General features: G+C 38.5%; 15 protein-coding genes and 1 tRNA gene. 2 read left to right on the top strand and 14 right to left on the bottom strand.

Features of this window, described 5'->3' with window-relative positions:
• Nucleotides 1-3: 3 nt before the first annotated feature.
• Nucleotides 4-837, bottom strand: a complete 834-nt coding sequence (locus tag H0184_RS12535; protein WP_221825371.1) for a cytochrome C assembly family protein — start codon at nucleotides 835-837, stop codon at nucleotides 4-6.
• Between the two features lie 13 nt (nucleotides 838-850).
• On the bottom strand, nucleotides 851-2,191 hold the full coding sequence (gene hemA, locus H0184_RS12530) for a glutamyl-tRNA reductase (protein ID WP_221825359.1): 1,341 nt from the start codon (nucleotides 2,189-2,191) through the stop codon (nucleotides 851-853).
• A 271-nt stretch (nucleotides 2,192-2,462) separates the two neighbouring features.
• Between hemA and H0184_RS12525 the strand changes: the two genes are divergently transcribed.
• Nucleotides 2,463-2,951: a LiaI-LiaF-like domain-containing protein gene (locus H0184_RS12525; RefSeq protein ID WP_221825356.1), complete on the top strand. Its 489-nt coding sequence runs from the start codon at nucleotides 2,463-2,465 to the stop codon at nucleotides 2,949-2,951.
• A 254-nt stretch (nucleotides 2,952-3,205) separates the two neighbouring features.
• On the opposite strand, the gene yihA is transcribed toward H0184_RS12525, so the two are convergent.
• From yihA to H0184_RS12495, 6 genes are all read right to left on the bottom strand, one after another.
• Nucleotides 3,206-3,787, bottom strand: a complete 582-nt coding sequence (yihA, locus tag H0184_RS12520; protein WP_221825354.1) for a ribosome biogenesis GTP-binding protein YihA/YsxC — start codon at nucleotides 3,785-3,787, stop codon at nucleotides 3,206-3,208.
• On the bottom strand, nucleotides 3,784-6,111 hold the full coding sequence (gene lon / locus H0184_RS12515; protein ID WP_221825343.1) for an endopeptidase La: 2,328 nt from the start codon (nucleotides 6,109-6,111) through the stop codon (nucleotides 3,784-3,786). The genes yihA and lon overlap by 4 nt, the downstream gene beginning before the upstream one ends.
• Nucleotides 6,112-6,350: 239 nt before the next feature.
• Entirely contained in the window at nucleotides 6,351-8,018 is a 1,668-nt protein-coding gene (lonB, locus tag H0184_RS12510) for an ATP-dependent protease LonB (protein ID WP_221825340.1), read from the bottom strand.
• A gap of 161 nt (nucleotides 8,019-8,179) precedes the next feature.
• Nucleotides 8,180-9,439: an ATP-dependent protease ATP-binding subunit ClpX gene (gene clpX / locus H0184_RS12505; RefSeq protein WP_221825337.1), complete on the bottom strand. Its 1,260-nt coding sequence runs from the start codon at nucleotides 9,437-9,439 to the stop codon at nucleotides 8,180-8,182.
• Nucleotides 9,440-9,979: 540 nt separating this feature from the next.
• The gene (gene tig / locus H0184_RS12500; protein ID WP_221825334.1) at nucleotides 9,980-11,257 is read right to left on the bottom strand and encodes a trigger factor; all 1,278 of its coding nucleotides are present in this window, start codon (nucleotides 11,255-11,257) and stop codon (nucleotides 9,980-9,982) included.
• A gap of 165 nt (nucleotides 11,258-11,422) precedes the next feature.
• Complete coding sequence (locus H0184_RS12495) at nucleotides 11,423-12,460, bottom strand: tetratricopeptide repeat protein (RefSeq protein WP_221825326.1); 1,038 nt, start codon at nucleotides 12,458-12,460, stop codon at nucleotides 11,423-11,425.
• Between the two features lie 225 nt (nucleotides 12,461-12,685).
• On the opposite strand from H0184_RS12495, the gene H0184_RS12490 reads away from it, so the two are divergent.
• Entirely contained in the window at nucleotides 12,686-13,639 is a 954-nt protein-coding gene (locus H0184_RS12490; RefSeq protein WP_221825316.1) for a phosphatidylinositol-specific phospholipase C/glycerophosphodiester phosphodiesterase family protein, read from the top strand.
• Between the two features lie 259 nt (nucleotides 13,640-13,898).
• Here H0184_RS12490 and H0184_RS12485 read toward each other — a convergent pair.
• The 6 genes from H0184_RS12485 to racE form a co-directional block, all read right to left on the bottom strand.
• Nucleotides 13,899-13,975: transfer RNA gene (locus H0184_RS12485), tRNA-Arg, on the bottom strand.
• Between the two features lie 565 nt (nucleotides 13,976-14,540).
• The gene (locus tag H0184_RS12480; RefSeq protein ID WP_221825313.1) at nucleotides 14,541-15,059 is read right to left on the bottom strand and encodes a metallophosphoesterase; all 519 of its coding nucleotides are present in this window, start codon (nucleotides 15,057-15,059) and stop codon (nucleotides 14,541-14,543) included.
• Between the two features lie 2 nt (nucleotides 15,060-15,061).
• Nucleotides 15,062-15,670, bottom strand: a complete 609-nt coding sequence (locus H0184_RS12475) for an XTP/dITP diphosphatase (RefSeq protein ID WP_221825310.1) — start codon at nucleotides 15,668-15,670, stop codon at nucleotides 15,062-15,064.
• A 14-nt stretch (nucleotides 15,671-15,684) separates the two neighbouring features.
• On the bottom strand, nucleotides 15,685-16,437 hold the full coding sequence (gene rph, locus H0184_RS12470) for a ribonuclease PH (protein ID WP_221825308.1): 753 nt from the start codon (nucleotides 16,435-16,437) through the stop codon (nucleotides 15,685-15,687).
• Nucleotides 16,438-16,565: 128 nt separating this feature from the next.
• On the bottom strand, nucleotides 16,566-17,612 hold the full coding sequence (locus H0184_RS12465; RefSeq protein ID WP_221825305.1) for a GerMN domain-containing protein: 1,047 nt from the start codon (nucleotides 17,610-17,612) through the stop codon (nucleotides 16,566-16,568).
• A 136-nt stretch (nucleotides 17,613-17,748) separates the two neighbouring features.
• Entirely contained in the window at nucleotides 17,749-18,543 is a 795-nt protein-coding gene (racE, locus tag H0184_RS12460; RefSeq protein WP_221825301.1) for a glutamate racemase, read from the bottom strand.
• Between the last annotated feature and the right edge of the window lie 7 nt (nucleotides 18,544-18,550).

The following is an 18,550-nucleotide window of genomic DNA, read 5'->3' as shown; positions in this document are numbered from 1 at the left end:
CTATTATGAGTACCAAAAGTGAAATGATGATAATTGACCAAAAAGAAAGAAGTTAATTAATACAACTAAAAAAGATCCGGCATTCCAAAGGGCTAATTGCCTGCCTGACATATTTTTAACGATACGCAGGTACAAATAAATACTGTAGCCTGTCAACAAAAGAAATGAACCAATTATTTTCATATCGTACCAAGGCATACCCGGCACCTTTAAAATGGCCCACTGCAGCCCAAGGATTAAGCTTAATAACAGCATTGGAACCCCAATTACTACTAAAATATAAGAGGATCGCTCCAGCTTGCTTAAATCTGCTAGTCTCATAAGTCTTGGACCCCATTTTTTCCTTTTCAACAAATCATATTGAATCAGATAAAGAAGTGATAAGACAAAGGACAAAGAAAATGCCCCGTAAGATAGAATCGCCATTGTAATATGTATAAGCAAAAGCTCGGACATAAGCTGATTGCTTATGACATGCGAATCATATTTAACTGGAGCAAATGTATGAATCGCTATAACGATAAAGCCAAGAATATTAGTAAAGAAAACGATGAAATCAACCTTAAGCAATCGGTTGATTCCTAGCGATAGTGTTACTAAAACCCAGGCATAAAAATATAAACCCTCGAAGATTGTTAGCGCCGGAAATCTCCCTGTTTTTAACATATAAGAAGTTAAGAAAATCGTTTGTAAAACCCATACAAACGCAAGTAACCAGAAGGCGATACGGTTTGCCTTCCGGTTATGGTGAATGAAATCGAAAAAATATAACAACACACTGAAGGCATATAGGACAACTGTCAATTCGTGCAGCCGCGTCATATGGAAGTCAAACATATTTGTGTACCTCTTATGACTGAAAGGAAGCCTGCGGTACTGTAACCACTGCATTATTCGTTTCGGCTGCTTTCGTTTGTTTTTCTACAAGCTCTTCAATATTAAAGATTTTCATAAATAAATCCAATGCCTCTTCAGCGTCTGGACGAGCAGCCAATTCTTTTGCTTGTAAAATAGGATCCTTTAAAAGCTGGTTAATAATACTCTTTGTATGCTTATTTAAAACTTTTCTATCACGATCCGATAAATTCGGAAGCTTGCGTTCAATACTAACCATCGTTTCAGCTTGAATCGCAAGTGCCTTATCTCTAAGTGCTGAAATAACAGGAACCACACCAAGTAAGCCAAGCCATTGTTTGAAATCAACAATTTCCTTTTCAATCATCAGCATGATCACTTGAGCAGCCTTCTTACGCTCCTGAAGATTTGCCTCAACAATACCTTCTAAATCATCGATATCATATAAAAATACACTTTCAAGCTCAGCAATTTTCGGATCCAGGTCACGAGGAACGGCGATATCAACCATAAATAATGGCTTACCTTTACGCTGTTTCTCCACCTTTGCCATCATCTTTTTGGTGATGACAAAATCCTTAGCACCTGTTGAGCTAATAAGGATATCTGCATCCACCAGCGTCTTCTGAAGTTCATCCACTGTTTTGGCGTCTCCCGCAAAACGGTTAGCCAGCACAGCTGCCTTCTCATACGTACGGTTGATAACGGTAACCTTTCTCACACCATTGCCATGAAGATTTTGGGCAGCTAATTCACCCATTTTTCCGGCACCAAAAATTAAAACGTGCTTGTTTTCAAGCGAGCCGAAGATTTTCTTCGCCAGTTCAACAGCTGCATAGCTGACAGAGACTGCATTTGCGCCAATATCTGTTTCAGCATGACCACGCTTAGCAAGGGTAATCGCCTGCTTAAATAGCTGGTTGAAGACTGTACCAGTTGTTCCTTCTTCTTGAGCTAAAATAAAGCTCGTACGTACCTGCCCTAAAATTTGAGTTTCCCCTAAGACCATTGAATGAAGACCGCATGCTACCTTGAATAAATGCTCAATGGCACCATCTTCCTCATAAACAAATAGAAATGGTGAAAACTCTGATTGTTCAATCCCGAACCATTCAGATAAAAATTCTTTAATATAATACCGGCCAGTATGAAGCTGATCCACAACTGCATAAATTTCTGTACGGTTACATGTAGACACAATTATATTTTCTAGAATACTTTTTTTAGAATTTAATTTTTTTATCGCATCTCCAAGTTCGGAATCATTAAATGTTAACCGCTCACGGATTTCCACAGGGGCAGTTTTATAGTTTAGGCCGACCACTACAATATGCATTTCTTCAGAACCCCCCCACAAAGTAATACAATTACTACTAATACATTATTAACTAGTATGATTATAACACGAGCCTTTTTGACTTTTAGCCGAAAAATGTGAACAGATTACGAAACTATATGGTAATATAAAAAGCGGAAGCGCCTCTAGACGCTGAAGTTAACTTATTATATTAGGAAAAAAGTTCAGTTATAAATAATTTATCATCCTTATGTACAGTACCAAAAAAATGGACTAGATTCAAGTATACCTTACTGGAAGTGGTGTTAAAATGAAGAATCAACGCATTTTCCCTGGAATTATTCTTATAGGACTTGGAGCCTATCTTTTCTTGCAGCAGTCTGGGTTTACGGCTCTTCAGACATTATATTCGTGGCCAACTCTTCTTATTATTGTTGGGGTTGCTTTTTTAGGTCAGGGATATTCCGCAAACGATTATGAATCAATTCTGCCAGGCGTCATAATCGCAGGATTTGGTCTTCATCACCATTTTGCCGGCAAGATTATATTCTGGCCGAACAATACCATCGGAATGCTTGTATTGTTTATTTCTATTGGCTTCTTTCTCCGTTTTCAAAAAACAAATAATGGGTTGTTTCAAGCCTTTCTCTTTTTAGTATTATCATTATTGTTATTATTTTACGATAAAGTTGCGGAATATTTTGGTTTACTTCAAAATGGCCTAAGTTTAGCGTGGAAGTTCTGGCCAGCGGTCATTATTCTTATTGGAATCTACTTTCTTTTTAGAAAGAAAAAATAAGTTGTAAGAACGGTCTTTCATCATGGCTATTAGTGACCGCTAACTGCTTTATTTTATAAAAGAGGTCACTCATCATGGCTATGAATGACCGACAACTGCTTATTTTTATAAAAGCGGTCACTCATCATAGCAATGAGTGACCACTGGCTACTTATTATCGAAAGATCAGGCACTCATCAAGTAAAGAAAGCCCAAAACTAAAAATGGCGTGTTAAAGTGATTCACTTTAACACGCCATTTTTTTACTATAAAAGTTACATAAAACTTTGCAGAATCGACCATGCTTTATCTTTTCCTTCACCGGTTTCGGATGAGAAAAGAACGATTTGGTCATTTTCATCGAGATCGAGTGTTTCTTTTGTGACTTTCAGATACTTCTGCCACTTTCCTCTAGGAATTTTATCAGCCTTTGTCGCAATGACAATACACGGGATATCATAATGCTTGAGGAAATCATACATCATGACATCATCCTGTGTTGGCGGGTGACGTAGGTCCACAATTAAAACTACCGCTCTTAATTGCTCCCGAGACGTAATATAAGTTTCAATCATTTTCCCCCATGCTGCCCGCTCTGATTTGGAAACCTTCGCATAACCATAACCAGGGACATCAACAAAATGAAGAATTTCATTTATCAGATAAAAATTCAATGTTTGTGTTTTACCAGGCTTAGAAGAAATTCTCGCTAAGCCCTTTCGGTTAAGCATTTTATTAATGAAGGAAGACTTCCCTACATTTGAGCGTCCTGCCAGAGCAAATTCTGGCAAATCTGTTTCTGGGTACTGCGCTGGCCTTACGGCACTGATGACGATATCGGAACTAACTACTTTCATTGCAATCCACCTTCTACTAGTGCATGCCGTAGAACTTCATCGACATGCGATACAAGCACAAACTCTATTTCATTTCTAACACTTTCTGGGATGTCATCGATATCCATTTCGTTATCCTTCGGAAGGATGACTTTTGTTAATCCCGCTCTGTGTGCACTAAGTGTTTTTTCTTTTAAGCCGCCTATCGGAAGGACCCGGCCTCTTAATGTAATTTCTCCTGTCATCCCAACTTCGCGGCGAATTGGTTTGCCTGTCAGTGCAGACACCAGTGCCGTTGCCATTGTAATTCCTGCGGATGGACCATCTTTTGGTACAGCGCCTTCCGGAACATGGATGTGAACGTCATATTTTTCGTGAAAATCTTCTTCAATACCAAGCTCACTTGTTTTAGAACGAATGTAACTAAAAGCAGCCTGAGCTGATTCTTTCATAACGTCCCCTAATTTACCAGTTAACACCAGTCTTCCTTTACCCGGAGATAAAGAGACCTCGATTTGCAGTGTATCTCCACCGACTGTCGTATAAGCTAGACCCGTCGCAACCCCTACCTGGTCCTCTGTTTCAGCTTGACCGTAGCGGAATTTTGGCTTGCCGAGGAATTCCTCCACATTCTTTTCGGTAATGATGACTCTCTTTTTCTCACCTGAGACAACGATTTTAGCTGTCTTCCGGCAGATGGTCGCCATTTGACGTTCAAGGCTCCGGACACCTGCTTCACGCGTATAATATCTTACAGCCTTTAGAATTGCATCGTCACGTACTTGAAGAATTCCTTTTGTAAGGCCATTCTCTTTAATTTGCTTTGGCAGCAAATGATCTCTTGTGATATGAACCTTTTCGATTTCTGTGTATCCAGCAATCGTGATGATTTCCATCCTATCTAAAAGCGGACCCGGAATTGTCGACAAGTTATTAGCCGTTGCAATAAACATAACTTTTGATAAGTCGTATGTCTCTTCAATATAGTGATCGCTGAAGTTATGGTTTTGCTCTGGATCTAACACTTCAAGCATTGCCGACGATGGATCGCCCCGGAAGTCGCTCGACATTTTATCAATTTCATCTAATAAAAAGACGGGATTAATCGTGCCTGCTTTTTTCATCCCTTGGATAATCCGGCCTGGCATTGCTCCTACATAGGTTCTGCGATGACCGCGAATCTCAGATTCATCACGAACTCCGCCTAGTGATACACGGACAAAGTTACGATTTAATGAATTTGCAATCGAGCGTGCCAAACTTGTTTTACCTACTCCTGGAGGTCCTGCAAGACAAAGAATTGGTCCTTTTAAAGAATTCGTCAATTTTTGAACAGATAAAAATTCCAAGACACGTTCTTTTACTTTTTCAAGTCCAAAATGGTCCTGATTCAGAATTTTCTCAGCACGCAGAATATCAATATCATCATTCGTCTTCTTTGACCATGGAATGGTAATCAGCCATTCGATGTAGTTTCTGATAACAGCACTTTCAGCTGAGCTTGATGGTACTTTTTCATAGCGGTCTAGCTCTTTAAACGCAGTCTGCTCTACATGTTCAGGCATACCGGCATTTTTAATCTTCTCCGTGAGTTCGGCAATCTCGCCTGTCTTGCCTTCTTTATCGCCAAGTTCTTTCTGAATTGCCTTCATTTGCTCACGCAGGTAATATTCCTTTTGCGTTCTTTCCATGGAACGCTTCACGCGCTGCCCAATCTTCTTCTCAAGATTCAGCACTTCTTTTTCATTCTGAATGGTATCAATCACCATATTCATTCGCTGCTTTACATCAATGGTTTCAAGAATTTCTTGTTTTTCCTTCAGTTTGATTGGCAAATGAGAGGAAATAATATCAGCCATTCTTCCTGGTTCTTCAATATCTACAACGGAAGCATACGTTTCTGCTGAGACTTTTTTAGATAACTTTATGTATTGCTCGAAATATTCAAGCATTGTTCTCATTAACGCCTGATCTTCTACATCCTTTGTTGTAGATTCCTCATATGTCACAATGCTGACAGCATAATACTCTTCCTCATCATGAAACGATTGTATTTTTGCTCTATTTAGCCCCTCAACCAATACCCTAATCGTACCATTCGGAAGCTTTAGCATTTGTTTAACCTTCGTTAAGGTCCCAATTTGGTATAAATCCTCTTCGGATGGATCGTCTATCGCAATATCCTTTTGTGTTGTTAAAAAAATTAAATGGTCATCTACCATCGCTTTTTCAAGGGCCTCAACCGATCTTTCGCGCCCAACATCTAAATGAAGGACCATTGTCGGATATACCAGCAACCCCCGAAGCGGCAGGAGGGGGACGATCAATTCTCTATCTTTCGCCATTTAAATTGCACCTCCACATGCATAAATCAATCTTTCCCGCTAAAACGCAGAAATCGTCTTTGTACAATTCTATCTCATTTGCAAATTTGTGTCTAATATTACGAAAGTGACAGAAGTAAGTTTGTCAATATATTATTAATTTTCCCCAAGCATGATGATTTCTTTCATAAAGTCTTAGCTTTACGAAAACTACTCTCATGAAAAAACACTTCGGTTAGGAGAAACCGAAGTGTTAATGGTTAAATCGATTCTTTTTTAGATAATTCTATGGATGCTGTTATGACTTCATTGCGCGGGAGATTATTGACGAGTGCAATGTCAAAAACCTCACTTAAATGGGTAACAGGTACAATCCTGATTCCCTTAATTTCATTTAAGATTGACTGTACGTTTTCTTCAGGAATAATCACGGTTGTTGCACCCGCCTTTCGAGCTGCCTTTACCTTAGGGTATACGCCGCCGATTGGCTTCACATTTCCATGAATGCTTATTTCTCCTGTCATCGCAACTTTGTTATCAATTGGGATTTTGTAAATGGCAGAATAAATACCTGTTGCCATTGCAATTCCTGCAGATGGACCATCAATCGGAACACCGCCAGGGAAATTAACATGAATATCAAAATCATCCGCAGGAACACCCATTGAACGGAGAACAGTGATAACATTCTCAATTGATCCACGTGCCATACTTTTTCTGCGAATGGATTTTCCTTGACCGCCAATGCTTTCTTCATCAACAATACCGGTAATGTTAATCGAACCCTTATCCTTAGCTGGAATGACAGTAACTTCTATTTCAAGCAGAGCACCTGTATTCGGTCCATAGACAGCTAGTCCATTTACAAGACCAACCCGTGAATCGTCATTGATCTTTCGTTCCATTCTAGGTGAAAGTTGACTAGAATGAGCAACCCATTCTAGGTCTTCGTCTTTTATAAACTTACGGTCATCAGTAATGGCAAGCCCAGCAGAAATTTGAATCATATTTACGGCTTCCCGTCCATTTCTTGCATATGTAGATAAAATATCCAATCCAGCTTCACTAATGTCTAACTTCACTTTATCAGCCGCTTTTCTGCCAACTTGTATGATTTCTTCTTGCGTTAAATCTCTAAAGAATACTTCCATACAGCGTGATCTGATTGCGGGTGGTATCTCACTTGGAGTCCTTGTTGTTGCACCGATTAAGCGAAAATCTGCCGGCAGGCCATTTTTAAAAATATCATGGATATGGGTAGGAATTTGTGTATTTTCCTCGTGGTAATAGGCACTTTCCAGAAACACTTTTCGATCCTCAAGGACCTTCAATAGCTTGTTCATTTGAATCGGATGCAGTTCGCCAATTTCATCAATAAATAGGACTCCGCCGTGTGCATTTGTTACAGCACCTTGCTTTGGCTGTGGAATCCCTGCTTGTCCCATCGCACCTGCACCCTGATAAATAGGATCATGAACAGAGCCAATTAAAGGATCAGCAATCCCTCTTTCATCAAAACGAGCAGTGGTTGCGTCTAATTCAATAAAGACAGAGTTTTGTTTAAATGGTGATTTTTGTACCTTTTTTGCTTCCTCTAAAACTAAGCGGGCAGCAGCCGTTTTCCCTACTCCAGGCGGTCCATAAATAATAACATGCTGAGGATTTGGACCACATAATGCTGCCTTCAATGATTTGATTCCATCCTCTTGTCCAACAATATCATCGAAGCTTACAGGGCGTACTTTTTCAGATAATGGTTCTGTTAATGAAATCGATCTCATTTTTCGGAGCTGTTCCATTTCCTTACGGGATTCCCGATCAATGGAAACCTTTTGTGTCCGTTGGTTTCTTAATAAATTCCAAAAATACAGCCCAATGATTATTCCAAAAAACAGCTGTATAAATAGGGCAATCCCCGTCCAACTCATACATTTCCCTCCTGCTACAGTTAACTTGGCTAGATATTAATAAGTATTTCCTGCATGGAGATGGAATAAACCACAATTTGTAAGAAACTGTTTAAGATGGAAGGTTTAATTTATATAAAAAAGACCCAGCGATTTACGCCGGGTCTCTCGTTTAAATATTATTAAGCAGATTTTTCTTCTGCTACAACGGTTCCGTCTTCTAAGACAAGCTTTGGAAGACTGTTGTCGATCACCGTTTCTTTTGTAATGATACACTTCTGAATATCATCACGAGAAGGAAGATCAAACATTACGTCTAACATGATTCCTTCAATAATCGAACGTAATCCGCGGGCACCTGTTTTACGTTCAATCGCCTTTTTCGCAATTTCGTGAAGTGCACCTTCTTCGAATTCCAATTCGACTTCATCGATTTCAAGCATCTTTTGATATTGCTTAACTAACGCATTTTTTGGCTTCGTTAAGATTTCAATCAATGCTGACTCATCTAACTGCTCAAGACTAGCAATAACAGGCAGACGGCCGATGAATTCAGGAATTAAACCGAAGCGGAGTAAATCCTCAGGTAATACTTTAGAAAGAAGCTCTTTCTGAGAAATTTCCTGCTGCTTAACATCAGAACCAAACCCAATTACCTTTTGACCTAAACGGCGCTTAATTATTGGCTCAATACCATCAAACGCACCACCGCAAATAAATAGGATATTGGTTGTATCGATTTGAATAAATTCTTGGTGTGGATGTTTACGTCCGCCTTGAGGTGGAACACTCGCAACAGTACCTTCAAGAATTTTTAATAGTGCTTGCTGTACGCCTTCACCAGACACATCTCTTGTGATCGAAGGATTTTCTGATTTACGGGCAATTTTATCAATTTCATCAATATAAATAATACCCTTTTCAGCTTTTTCCACATCGTAATCAGCTGCTTGAATCAATTTTAATAGGATATTCTCAACATCTTCCCCAACATAACCTGCTTCAGTAAGTGATGTTGCATCTGCGATCGCAAACGGAACATTAAGAATACGTGCTAATGTCTGAGCTAATAATGTTTTACCACTACCAGTTGGTCCAATCATAGCGATATTACTTTTTGAAAGCTCAACATCATCAATCTTACTATTCGAATTGATTCGTTTGTAGTGATTATAAACCGCTACTGACAGCGATTTCTTTGCTTGGTCTTGACCAATGACATAATCATCAAGAATCTCACAAATTTCTTTCGGCTTAGGAACGTCTTTAAATTCTACTTCCTCTTCGGTTCCAAGCTCTTCTTCCACGATTTCTGTGCATAGCTCAATACACTCGTCACATATATAAACCCCTGGTCCAGCGACCAATTTACGTACTTGATCTTGTGTCTTTCCACAGAAGGAACACTTTAATTGTCCTTTTTCATCATTAAATTTAAACAATTCTTTCACCCCTTAAAACGTCTTATAACCCTATTTAAAGTTGTGTAACACAAACAAAAATCACTTTCTATTTCGAAACGATTCAGCGGTATGTATTGCATTGTAACACATGGATATAGCGTACTGGAAATAAAAAGCTTTACTCAACTATGTTTTTTATGAAAGCGCATTTTTGTTTTGACACACTTTAAATGTTTTCCTGTTTACCCATTAAGCTTAACCACTTTTTATAAAAATCAATCTTTCATAAAGCGTGTTTTACTTAATTCGATATGTAAATCTGTTTTTCCTGCATATGTTTTTTGTACTTCTTGCTTGTTAATAGAAAAGCGGAAGCGCCTTGTCCAGGGGCGACAGGCATAAGACGAGCCGGCAGAAAGGTTGCTCCTTAACCTTTTTGACGGATTGGCTTATGACCCCGAGCCCCTAGGCGCTGTAGCTAGACATTAAAAAGGTTTCCCTGTCTTTATTATAATATGTAATTGAAAAAATGTATAAAAACAGGCACGATAAAATCGTGCCATATTTTTACAATATTTATTATTTTTTATTTTCGATTAAGAATTCAACTGCTTTTTGCTTTTGTAGATCGCCTTTGATTCCATCTAAGCCGCCTAATGCTTGCTTAATGTTATCAACTGTCATGTTGTACATTCCAGCCATTTTTTCAAGCTCAGCATTTACTTCTTCGTCAGTTACTTCGATGTTTTCAGCTTTTACAATTGCTTCAAGAGTTAAAGCAACGCGAACGCGGTTAACAGCTTCTTCTTTCATTTGCTCACGTAAAGCATTTTCGTCTTGACCTGAGAATTGGAAGTAAAGCTCAAGGTTCATACCTTGCATTTGTAAACGCTGTTCGAATTCTTGAAGCATACGGTTTACTTCGCTCGTTACCATAACTTCAGGGATTTCTACTTGTGTATTTTCAGCAGCTTTTTCAACTAAAGAATCACGAACGTGGTGCTCAGCTTCGTGCTTCTTGCTGTCTTCTAAACGAGTTCTGATTTTTTCTTTTAATGCGTCTAATGTTTCAACTTCGTCATCAACATCTTTTGCAAACTCGTCATCTAATGCAGGAAGTTCTTTTCCTTTGATTTCATGAATAGTTACTTTGAATACTGCTGGCTTACCAGCAAGTTCTGCTGCATGGTACTCTTCAGGGAAAGTTACTTCAACTTCTTTAGATTCGCCAGTAGCTACTCCTACTAACTGCTCTTCAAATCCTGGAATGAATGAACCAGAACCTAATTCAAGTGAATGATTTTCGGCTTTTCCACCTTCGAATGCTTCACCATCAACGAATCCTTCAAAATCAAGAACAACAGTATCGCCAAGTACAGCAGTACCTTCTTCTTTTACAACAAGCTCAGCTTGACGGTTTTGAAGAGTTTCTAATTCTTTTGCTACATCTTCGTCTGTAACAGTTGTATCGACTTCTTCTACTTCTAATCCTTTGTACTCGCCTAATGTTACTTCAGGCTTCACTTGTACAGTTGCTTTGAAGATAAGTTCTTTTCCTTTTTCCATTTGCTCGATGTCGATTTCAGGACGATCGATTGGCTCGATGCCTGTTTCGTCAATTGCACTTCCGTATGCTTCTGGAAGAAGAATATCTAATGCATCTTGATAAAGAGATTCTACACCGAAACGCTTTTCAAACATTGGACGAGGCATTTTCCCTTTACGGAAGCCTGGTACATTAACTGTCTTAACAACTTTATTAAAAGCTGCAGTTAAGCCTTCATTTACTTTTTCAGCACTTACTTCTACAGTAAGGACGCCAGTGTTACCTTCTAATTTTTCCCATTTCACTGTCATACATTTCCCTCCAACAATCTATTATCATTTCATTCGTAACGAATATGGTAGGAATAAGTTCTTGTCCATTCAAGAAATATTCCACTTTTTTTATGTAAAATATAGGTTTTACACAATGCAACCCTTACATTATAACACAGAATTTTTTCCTTTCAACAGAGTTCCCTATATATTAGGATAAGAAATTTCTTCTAATTCTCTAATTTTTGCGAGTGCCTGCTCTATTTTTTCAGGAGAGATCTCGTATTCATTTGATAGAGCACTCAAATCAGAATGAGCTCCAAAATAATCTAGTACTAGTAAGTGAAAGGCCGCAGCCCATGCTGACGATTCTTCAGGCTTGAATTCAAAAGGGTAGGAGATAAAGAAAATCCGTTCTACCATTCCTTTAAGATTTTCAAATAATACAGGGTCATTATTTTCTAAATTTTTTTCTAGCAGGTTTTCTATTTCTATCATTCTTGGCTGTGATTGAATGTCTGGAAGTTCTGTTGGTACAATTCTATGATTTTCTTGAAATTTTTCAACCATAATTTCCTTGTCGTATTCCTGCTCTTTTAAAAGGGTCAGCAGCATTGTTTTTAGAAACGGATGGCCCGGCTCTAAGGTAAGATATTCTTTGATTTCCTCTATATAAGGCCGGATATTCTTTTCTGCCAACCTTGAAATAACAAGCATTTGCTCATTTATATTTTTAAGTGACGTTAAGTTGAGCTCTTTCGGATAGGATTGTTCTTGTGGAGCTTCAATCGGCTCTTCCTCTATGTCATTTATGTCGTTGTCCGCCATTCGTCGACTGAACTGCAGAATAGTTAAGAAATGATCATGCCGCTCAGGAGGAATTTCCTTTTCGTCAAATAAAGCTTCGATTGTGGAGACGATCTCCTGGTATTCATGAAGCTGGATTAATATTGTTAAATATAGGTCCACTAAATGAAAATAGTCGCCAATTCCCTTTAGCAGCATATCGTTAGCCAGTACTTTGGCTTTTTGATAGGCTCCCGCTTCAAAGTATCCAAGCACGAGACCTATTAAAATATCACTATTTTCAGGGTCATGCTCCCTTGCCTCCTCAAGCAAGGTGATGGCTTCTTGATACCTCTTATTTTGGAGGCTCTCAAGGCCCTTATCCGTTAATCTCTTTTCGAGTCCGGGAAGGAATATAATATTGTCTTTTCGTTTCGCTCGCTCCCGTTTTTTCATACTTTGTACCGTCCTCTGCTTCTGTATGGAAAATAGTGTAGCATGAATTTTAAGAAAATCAAAAAAACTCACCTTCTGTACGGGGGAGAACCACAGTGTTTCTGATAAAAAGGTTTTATAGTATTGAGGCAATTACAACATAATAATTTGTATATGTCTTTAATGAAGAATTTTCAACTGGTATTTTCAATAGAATTTGTGGTTTATACGGAGGTATCATGGATTATGAGGATTACAAGAAAAAGAAGAATAACAATACTGCTATTCAGTATCCTTTTAATCGGTATTTCTACTTTATTCAATGTGAGAATCGGACATGGAATGGTATTAGAAGCCAATGATATTAAGTTAAATCCTGAAGATTTTGGTAATATGAACGTCTCTAAACCTTATCTAAAGGATATTAAGTTAATCTCACATGCTATGGGAGAAATTGACGGACATTACTACACGAATAGTTTAGAGGCTTTCCTAAATTCTTATTATAGTAAAGGGAGCAGGGTTTTTGAGGTTGATTTTGAATTAACGTTAGAAGGTATTCTTGTAGCAAGACATGACTGGAGATTAACTTATGCCGAACATTTACGGCAAACTCCGGAGACCCCAATCGATAATAAACCATGGACATATGATTATTTCATGAGACAAAGCATTAATAAAAAATATACACCTTTAGATATAAATGGAATAATTCAGTTATTAATTTTTTATCCTGATATCACTATCGTAACAGATACCAAACATTTAGATCCTGCTAATATGAAAAAGCAATTTTCACAAATTATTAAATGTGCTCATTACGATCCAGCAATTCTAAATAGAATTATTCCACAAATTTATAACCAAGAGATGTTAACTACTGTAAATAATATTTATAAGTTTGAAAATATTATTTATACTTTATATTCATCACCTGATAATAATGAACAGGTTTTAAATTTTATAAAAGATAATGTAAAACAAATAAAAGCCGTCACGATACCTACTTCAAGAGTAAATAGAAATTTCATTGAGAAATTGCATAATTTAAATGTATATGTTTATACTCACCCAATATGGAACATTGAGAAATTGATTTATTTTTATGAAATGGGAGTAGACGGATTTTATTCTGCAACTATTAGTAAACAAGAAATGGATGGGATAGTTTCTCTTTTTACTAGATTTAAAAATAATTAAACACGTGAGGAGCAATTTTTGTAAATTACCTTCAGGGCTCCTCTTACAATATTCTTCACATATTGCAAGCAACCGTTTGATTGTAATGCTCTAATCCAACCTTTGTACTAAGTTTTGGCCTATCCAACCCATAAACCGCTCAAGTACTCCGCAATGCCTATATTCTCTTTTTTATCATAAAAATAGCCTTCTAGCATACGTCTAAATTTGATTAGGCGTCCTAGAAGGCTTATATATAGCGTTTTGGTATGTAGTTAAATGGCGTCCCAGGAGAGATTCGAACTCCCGACCGTACGCTTAGAAGGCGTATGCTCTATCCGGCTGAGCTACTGGGACGTATTTGTTTTTCAAAGACAAGATTTATTATATAAAGGATATATATAAAAGTCAACAGCTTTTGAAAAGTTTTTTATAATTTATTTAAAAATGTTTTATTGCCGAACAAAATCGCTATTAAATTAGGTTTGGAGTGACCTTAGATGTTTCAGAAAAACATTTGGGTCATTGCAGGCAGCCCGGAGTGACCTCAACCCTTCCAGAAAAAGCTTCTTGGGCATTCCAGATAGTCTGGAGTGACCCTAACCCTTTTAGAAAAAGCTTTTGGGGCATTGCAGGTATCCTGGAGTGACCCTAACCCTTTCAGAAAAAGCTTTTGGGGCATTGCAGGTATCCTGGAGTGACCCTAACCCTTTCAGAAAAAGCTTTTGGGGCATTGCAGGCACCCTGGAGTGACCCTAACCCTTTCAGAAAAAGCTTTTGGGGCATTGCAGGCACCCTGGAGTGACCCTAACCCTTCCAGAAAAAGCTTTTGGGGCATTGCAGATAGTCTGGAGTGACCGAAATCCCTTCTAAAAAAGTTTTCGGTCACTCCAGCTATTAATGAGGAAAGAGTGATCTTCCCTCACCGTTTTGGCAATGCAAATTCATATGCTAACTCTTTTATTTCCTTACCGCTGATATCAAATACAGACATTTTGATGGTTTCTTCCAGCAAATCTAAGATTACATAGGTTTTTTCAAAGCGTTCCCTTGGAAGACGTATGCTTCCTGGGTTCAAAAACAAAGTATTGCCAATAACTTCTGCTCCTAATACATGAGAGTGCCCGAAACAGGCAATATCCGCACCAACTTCGGCTGCTTTGTAGCTTAAATTCATTAAGGAAGACTTTACTGAATACCTGTGACCGTGGGTAATAAAGAACTTCCTTCCAGCAATCTCTGTTGTTGTTTCTAATGGATAGCTGCCAAAATCGCAATTTCCCTTTACAGTTAAATAGCCATTCATAACTTTATCGTCAGGCATCATTTCAGAATCTCCGCAATGAATCATTAAATCTACTTCGTTCAAATGCCGTTCCCTTAAGACCTCGAGCTCACCAGTAAGACCATGACTATCACTTAGAACAAGGACCTTGCTCATGATTATTCCGCACTTTCCACGATAGAATCTAACATATCATCAAGCTTTTTAAGTGCATTGGCTCGATGACTAATTTGATTCTTTTCGTCTGCAGTTAGTTCTGCCATAGCACGGTTTTTGTCTGGTACATAAAAGACTGGATCGTAGCCAAAGCCATTTGTTCCTCTTTGCTCCTCAAGAATTCGCCCTTCGCAGGTCCCAAACACAGTAATGGTCTTACTGCCTGGCAGTGCTACGGCAAGCGCACAATAAAATCTTGCTGTACGGTCCTCTTCAGAAACGCCCCTCAATTCGTCTAGAACCTTCTCAAGATTTTTCTGATCATCCTTAGGCTCCTCACCAGCATAACGGGCTGAATAGATTCCTGGTCTGCCTTCTAAGGCGTCTACGATTAATCCGGAATCATCGCCAATTACCATTTTATTTAATGCTTTTGAAACACCTTCTGCTTTCAAAATTGCATTTTCTTCAAAAGTTGACCCTGTTTCTTCAACATCCTCAATTTCAGGATAATCCAACAGTGTCTTAACAGCGATTCCTCTTGGGGCAAATATATGTTCAAATTCTCTAGCTTTACCTGGATTTTTAGTGGCAATAATTACTTCCTTCATAACTCCATATCCCCTTATTTCTTTCGTCTTGCTTCAATTTTCGCGGTGATTTCTTCTCCTAATGCCGTTTTTTGATGCTCGAACAGTTCCATTAGACCTTCTTGTGCTGCGCCTAACAGGTCCTGCAGCTGGTCATACGAAAATGTAGATTCTTCGCCAGTTCCCTGTAATTCTACGAATTCACCATTTCCTGTCATTACGATATTCATATCAACTAATGCTTTGGAATCCTCAGCATAATTCAAATCGAGTACGGTTTCGTTGTTTTTTAAAATTCCAACGCTCGTAGCTGCTAAGTAATCTGTTATTGGGAATTTGAATCCCTTTTTGTCTCCAAGACGATTGAGTGCAATCGCCATTGCGACAAATGCACCTGTAATCGATGCAGTCCTTGTACCGCCATCTGCTTGAATGACATCACAGTCTATCCAAACGGTTCTTTCACCTAGTGATGATAAATCAACAATCGCTCGTAATGCGCGTCCAATTAAACGCTGGATTTCCATTGTTCTGCCGGTAACCTTCCCTTTAGAAGATTCTCGAATATTTCTCGTCTCTGTTGCCCGAGGCAGCATAGAATATTCTGCGGTGATCCAGCCTTTTCCCTCTCCCCGCATAAAATGAGGCACTCTTTCCTCAATACTCGCTGTACATATTACCTTTGTATTCCCCACTGAAATAAGGACCGAGCCTTCTGGGTGCATTAAATAACCTGTTTCAATATGTATGGGTCTTAATTGCAGTCGTTCTCTACCATCAACACGCACAACTTTTTCCTCCTTATGGTGAGAATGCCTCTCCCACCTTTTTCGGCATTTCTAAATTCAAATAAAGAAGAGGAAGCCGAAGGCAACCTCTTTCGATTATCACTATATAGTATATCAAAAATATATTTTTAGAAACTACCTGTATTGACTTTTTCTGGACGAGTTACCGGCTCTGATAATTTTTCACCTTTATCGTTTACCAGCTCAGCCTTGCCATCTACTGTAACGGCAACACTTTCAATGTCCTTTTGTTCAGTTAATGAAAGAACAAGTGCATTTAATAAATGCTCAGAAACAATTTTTTCTTCAAAGCTTCCGTAAATAGATTCATTGAAGTTTAAGGTTACTTTTCCATCTTCAACTTTTGGTTTCTCTAAAAGCTCCACATCCGGCATAAACTCAGAAGCAAGATTAGATTTTGCATTCGGCCCCTTTACCAATTCATTTACGACCGCGACAACATTATCTTTTTCACTTGTATTTACCCTCTTCGTAACAGGTACATAATAGTACGAGTCTTCTTCACCGCCAATATAATAGACGGTAACCGGCTTTGTATTCGTGATATCAATAACCCCGGCAGTATCAATGTTAATTCCTGTGGCCCTTGATAGATTTTCACTGATTGGTGTCCCATTAACAGGCATTTCCGTTAATTCATGTCCATTCATTTGCAGCTTAACCTTATTCACAGAATCAAATTGTGTAAGTGTCCATGTGATGGATTCGAGAATCTTTCTTTCATCCTCTGGCTGGTAATTCTTAAACTCCTTCGAGAAGTCAACCACCGCGACACCATCTTTAATGTTCACTGAAATTTGCGTTTCTTCTGGCAGAACTGCTCGGAAATCATTTGGCAGCATGTCTGTAACAGGTCCATTAGCTACTAAGTGTTCTAGGGCCTGTTTCGCTACAGAGGTTGTTTTTGGCAGTGTTAATGTTTGTGGTACCACCAGTCCATCTTTATTAATTAAGTATAACTCTGTTTTCACTGTACCTTCGACTTCTTCACTCTTACCAGTGGTTTCCTTAGTTGGGGCTGTATCGGTTACTGTTACCTCTTTTGGCGGATCTACTTTTTTCTGAACTTCTTTTCCAAACAAACCGCACCCCGATAATAGTAGTGTTGAAGCAAAAACAGCTGTAACTAGCGGTTTCACTTTATTTTTTGACATATTTTTTCCCTCCTAAGACAGTTTGTACTATCATGTATACGAGCCTATCAAACTAATTAGACCGCCTTCGGAAAGAAAAATAGGACATTCTTTCATTTTTTTCAAAAAAAAATAAGCTCCTGTAAAGAGAGCTTAATTATAATTTAATTTTTTTAACATTATGAATGTGTTCTCCAAGCCACTGAGAAGCAATTTTTGAAAAAATATACCTTGAGCCTGTCGTATAAAATTCATGCTCTGACTTGTCCTCATTTGTTTCAAGGATTCCATTATATTGGAGAATCGCACTAATTTCCCTGGCCGTTTCATCCCCCGAACTGATGACATTTACATTTTCACCCATCACTTTTTGAATAAGGGGTTCAAGCAAAGGATAATGGGTACATCCGAGGATCAGTGTATCTAAATTTTGATTTTGCAGAGGCTTAAGTGCTTCAACGACAATTCGTTCCGCAATTTCCCCGTCATATTCCCCGCTCTCAACGAGAGGTACAAACTTTGGACATGCTTGTCCTGCAATATATAAACGGCTGTTTAATGCTTTTAATGCCTTTTCATAAGCACCGCTCTTGATTGTTCCTTCTGTTCCAATTATCCCTACGCGGTAGTTTTTAGTCGTTTTAATCGCCGCACGTGCTCCAGGGTAGATTACACCTATAACAGGGATACTTAGTTCGTTTCTTATTTCATCTAGGACTGCAGCCGTTGCAGTGTTACAGGCAATGACCAGCATTTTTATGTTCTTTTCTAATAAAAATGAAGTCAGCTCCCAGGTGAACCTTTTTACCTCCTTAAGAGGTCTTGGACCGTATGGACACCTTGCCGTATCTCCCAAATAAATAATTTTTTCATTTGGAAGCTGTCTCATAATCTCCTTAGCTACCGTTAATCCACCAACTCCGGAATCAATGACACCAATTGGTTGTTTCAAATTTCTT

The sequence above is a fragment of the Neobacillus niacini genome, from assembly GCF_019749295.1.
Taxonomy (GTDB): domain Bacteria; phylum Bacillota; class Bacilli; order Bacillales; family Cytobacillaceae; genus Neobacillus; species Neobacillus niacini_D.
This window is presented reverse-complemented; position numbering and strand designations above follow the sequence as displayed.